The organism is Longimicrobium sp., from assembly GCF_036280135.1.
Lineage (GTDB): Bacteria > Gemmatimonadota > Gemmatimonadetes > Longimicrobiales > Longimicrobiaceae > Longimicrobium.
In genome coordinates this window covers 1-3,488 of record NZ_DASURI010000985.1, presented here as the reverse complement: position 1 = coordinate 3,488, position 3,488 = coordinate 1, and the positions used below count along the sequence as shown (strand labels likewise).

Annotated in this window: 3 protein-coding genes; all 3 read left to right on the top strand. The window is 72.0% G+C overall.

Going from position 1 to position 3,488, the window contains the following annotated elements; all coding sequences use genetic code 11:
- The first annotated feature begins 431 nt into the window (after positions 1 to 431).
- From VFZ20_RS31730 to VFZ20_RS31720, 3 genes are read left to right on the top strand one after another with little or no spacing between them, the layout of a single operon-like run.
- Positions 432 to 1,292, top strand: a complete 861-nt coding sequence (locus tag VFZ20_RS31730) for a class I SAM-dependent methyltransferase (protein ID WP_329687992.1) — start codon at positions 432 to 434, stop codon at positions 1,290 to 1,292.
- Between the two features lie 28 nt (positions 1,293 to 1,320).
- Positions 1,321 to 2,541: a Xaa-Pro peptidase family protein gene (locus VFZ20_RS31725; RefSeq protein ID WP_329687991.1), complete on the top strand. Its 1,221-nt coding sequence runs from the start codon at positions 1,321 to 1,323 to the stop codon at positions 2,539 to 2,541.
- Positions 2,541 to 3,215: a GvpL/GvpF family gas vesicle protein gene (locus VFZ20_RS31720; protein ID WP_329687990.1), complete on the top strand. Its 675-nt coding sequence runs from the start codon at positions 2,541 to 2,543 to the stop codon at positions 3,213 to 3,215. Before VFZ20_RS31725 ends, VFZ20_RS31720 begins: the two co-directional genes overlap by 1 nt.
- The last annotated feature ends 273 nt before the right edge of the window (positions 3,216 to 3,488 follow it).

Below are 3,488 nucleotides of genomic sequence, written 5' to 3'. Positions count from 1 at the left end.
CGAAAGTGCGGGAGTGCGAAAGTGCGAAAGTAACAACAACGAAGGGGGCGGCGGATGCACATCCGCCGGCCCCTTCGTCGTTCGTGGATGTGTGTGTGCGGATTTCAGGCGCGGCGGGGCGGGCGTCGAGACGGAGCGGGTAAACCCGCCGCTGGGACCGCGGTAAGCCCCGTCTCGCGCTGACGCGCTCTGCGAACGAGGCTTCAACCGACCGGCCGCCGTCCCGGTGCAGGTCGATCGGCCCGTGCTGGGGCAGTCCGCGCAGGCGGACTTCGCGAATCTCCAGCGGCGAATTCATTCGCTCCGGCTGGGGATGCGCATCCGCCGGCCTTTTCCTTCACTCGGCACTTGGTACTCGGCACTTGGCACTTGGCACTTGGCACTTCTCTCCCCGCTGGCGGCTCCACGGGGGCGCCTCTATACTTTCCCGCATGCCGACTGACGCGGGCGATCTGCCCCTTCCGCCGCCGCCCCGGGAAGGCGGGCCGTCCATGCTGGACCTGGTGCGGCTCAGCCGGGACGTCGTCTTTCCCCCCGGGGGCGAAGACCTGTACCGGCAGATCGCGCGGCTCACGGAGCTCCGGGAGGGCAACGAGGTGCTCGACGCCGCCTGCGGACGGGGCGTGAGCTCGCTGTACCTGGCCCGCTCGTTCGGCGTAAGCGGCATGGGCGTGGACAGCGACCCCGTGCTCGTGCAGCAGGCGGCGGAGCGCAGCCGCGAGGAGGGGCTCGAGGGCACCTTCACCTTCGAGACGGCCTCGCTGGACGACCTTCCGTACCGCGACGGCACCTTCGACGTCGCCATCGGCGAGATCGGCCTGGCGGCGTCCGCCGACCCCGCGCGGGCCGTGAGCGAGCTGGCGCGGGTGACGCGGCCGTACGGCTGCGTGGTGCTCGTGCAGCTCATCTGGACGGGGAACGTGGACCCCACGCGCCGCGAGATCCTGGTGCAGCACCTGGGCGCCCGCCCCATGATCCTCGTGGAATGGAAGCAGCTGCTGCGCGACGCCGGCGTGGTGGACCTGGCCGTGGAAGACTGGAGCGACGCGCCGTCCCCGTTTCGCCCCGCGGCGGCGGCGGGCGGCGCGCCGTTCCCCGACTTCTCCGAGATCTTCACGCTCCGCGAGCGCGTGGCCATCCTGCTGCGCGCGTGGAAGCGCTGGGGGTGGAAGGGCGTAAAGGGCGCCGTGATCCGCGAGCGGGAGATCCACCGCCTGCTCACCCGCGAGCGCGTGCTGGGACTTTCGCTGATCAAGGGAACCAAGTGGCCGCAGGACCTCACCAGCCCGTGAGGGCGGCCCGCACCGTGGATGAACCAGGATGGCCGTTACCGAGCAGACCGCGACGCTGACCGCCGAGACCGTGGAGCGCATCCGCCAGGAAGTGCGCGCGCACGGCGCCGACGGATGGCTGCTGTTCAACTTCCAGGGCTCCAACGCCGTCGCCAGCAACCTCCTGGGCCTGCCGGCCATGACGCGGCGCTGGTTCGTGTGGCTGCCGGCCGAGGGCGCGCCCGTGGCCATCACGCACCGCATCGAGCAGCAGCCGTGGACCACGTGGATCGGCGAGAACTGGCCGTACTCGTCGTGGCGCGAGCTGGAGTCGCGGCTGGCGCAGCTGCTGGGCGGGAATCCGAAGGTGGCGATGGAGTATGCCGAGCGCGACGCCGTGCCCTACGTGGACCGTGTCCCCGCCGGCGTCATCGAGATGGTGCGCGCCACGGGGGCCAAGGTGGTGACCTCCGCCGATATGGTGAGCGCGTTCTACGCCCGCTGGAGCGCCGAGGGCGAGGCCAGCCACCGCCGGGCCGCCCGCCACGTGTACGAGGTGGCGCACGAGGCCTTCCGGCAGATCGCCCGGGCCCTGCGCGAGGGGCGGACGACGACGGAGTGGGAGATCCGGAGCTGGATCAAGGACGACTTTGCCCGGCGCGGCATCCGCGTGGGCGGCGACGCCATCGTGGGCGTGAACGGCAACGCCGCCAACCCGCACTACGCGCCCTCCGCCGAGCACCACGCCGAGATCCACCCGGGCGACCTGGTGCTCATCGATCTGTGGGGCAAGGAGGACGACGCGTCCATCTACGCCGACCAGACGTGGATGGGCTTCGCGGGCGAGACGGTGCCGGAGCGGCTGGCGGAGATCTTCGCCGCCGTGCGCGACGCGCGGCTGGCCGCCATCGACCTCGTCCGCCGGCGCCACGCCGCGGGCGAGGACGTGGCGGGGTGGGAGGCGGATGATGCCTCGCGCGGGGTGATCGCGGAGCGCGGCTGGGGCGAGTACTTCATCCACCGCACGGGCCACTCCATCGACCGCGAGCTGCACGGTTCCGGGCCCAACATCGACAACCTGGAGTCGCGCGACACGCGCCGGCTCATCCCCGGCGTGGGCTTCAGCATCGAGCCCGGCATCTACCTTCCCGGCGACGTGGGATTCCGCTCGGAGGTGAACGTCTTCATGGGGCCGGACGGGCCGGAGGTCACGACCCCCGAGCCGCAGACGGAGGTCTACGCCTTGCTGTCCGACCCGCGCTTCGCCTGATGTCCGCCGAGCCCATCCCCCTGCCGCGCAAGGCGCCGGCGCACGGCTGGACGTTGCTGGCCGTGATGCGCGCCTCGCACGACGACGTCGCGTGGGACGCGGCGGACCCCGCGCTGGGCGTGGAGCTCGTCGCGGAGGCGGGGCTGGCCGCGCTCGTGGCTCCCGCGGCCGAGCCGGGCCACGACGCCAACCCGGAGCAGGTGGCCGCGCGGCACTGGGAGGTGCACCGCGCCCTCCTGCGCGGCGACGTGGTCCCCGCGCCGGTGGGCGTCGTGTTCGACTCGTTCGATGCCGTGCGCGCGTTCCTCACCGAGTCGCACGCGGGGCTCAGCGGGGCGCTGGAGCGGGTGGCGGGGCGGTGGGAGTTCCGGCTGCACGTGGACGTGGTCGATGCGGGGTTCAGCCCGCAGCTGGCGCTGGACCTGGCCACGCACATCTACGCGGAACTGCGGCGCATCGCCGTGGCGGCCAACACGCTGCCGCAGGTGAGCGGTCGCGTGTTGAGCGCCGCGTTCCTCGTGAACCGGTCGTCGTCCGCCGCGTTCCAGGACCGCCTGGAGGTGCTGGCGCGGCTGAACAGCGCGCTGGGCCTGGACCTGACGGGCCCCTGGCCCCCGTACGACTTCGTGACGATGGCCCCGCAGCCGCCCGCCGCCGCGCACGGGACGGCGTGAGGGCGACCGGGCTGCAGACGCCGAGCCCCAGCCTGAGCGGCTGAAGCCGCCGCAACAACGGCGGAAAGCCTCACAAACTGCGTGAGGCTTCAAACGACCGGAGCACGTGGCCCGCGCTGCGCGCCGGGGCCTGTTGGAAGTGTATACCCTCTCCCGCGCAGTTTGCGGGAGAGGGTGCGAGCCTACGCGAGCGGGTGAGGGCCCATGGGGGAGAGCCCCACCCGGGAACGACGCATCCATCTGATTTCACCACGTGCCATGAAGCTGACCTTC

What these genes read in the sequence shown, in the direction of transcription:
- VFZ20_RS31730 (WP_329687992.1), top strand. Translation starts at nt 432, where the DNA reads ATGCCGACTGACGCGGGCGATCTGCCCCTTCCGCCGCCGCCCCGGGAA.
- VFZ20_RS31725 (WP_329687991.1), top strand. Translation starts at nt 1,321, where the DNA reads ATGGCCGTTACCGAGCAGACCGCGACGCTGACCGCCGAGACCGTGGAG.
- VFZ20_RS31720 (WP_329687990.1), top strand. Translation starts at nt 2,541, where the DNA reads ATGTCCGCCGAGCCCATCCCCCTGCCGCGCAAGGCGCCGGCGCACGGC.